The organism is Deltaproteobacteria bacterium, assembly GCA_028818775.1.
Classification (GTDB): Bacteria; Desulfobacterota; Binatia; order UBA9968; family JAJDTQ01; genus JAJDTQ01.
Genome location: JAPPNE010000063.1, coordinates 9,981 through 10,272, shown reverse-complemented (window position 1 = coordinate 10,272; position 292 = coordinate 9,981). Strand labels below are relative to the sequence as shown.

Genomic DNA, 292 nt, shown 5'->3' with positions numbered 1-292 from the left:
GGCTCAGCCAGTCGGACAAGCTCCTCGAAGACGCGCGCCGGGACTGGACCGCGCTCGGCGGCCGCGAGGACGACCTCATCCCCCTCGGCGGCTTCCGCCAGGGCGCGGAGATCCCGCGTTCTGACGGTATCCTCTTCACCACCTACGCCACGCTGCGCTCGCCGTCCCGCCAAGGCCGCGCCTCGCGCCTCGACCAAATCGTACAGTGGCTCGCCGGAGGAACCGACGAGGCCGAGCACCACGCCTTCGACGGCGCCATCGTGTTCGACGAGGCCCACGCCATGGCCAACGC

General features: G+C 71.2%; 1 protein-coding gene. It reads left to right on the top strand.

Translation table 11 applies throughout. From position 1 onward, the window contains the following. A partial coding sequence (locus OXU42_08345) for a strawberry notch family protein (GenBank protein MDE0029392.1) occupies positions 1–292 on the top strand: 292 nt, incomplete at both ends.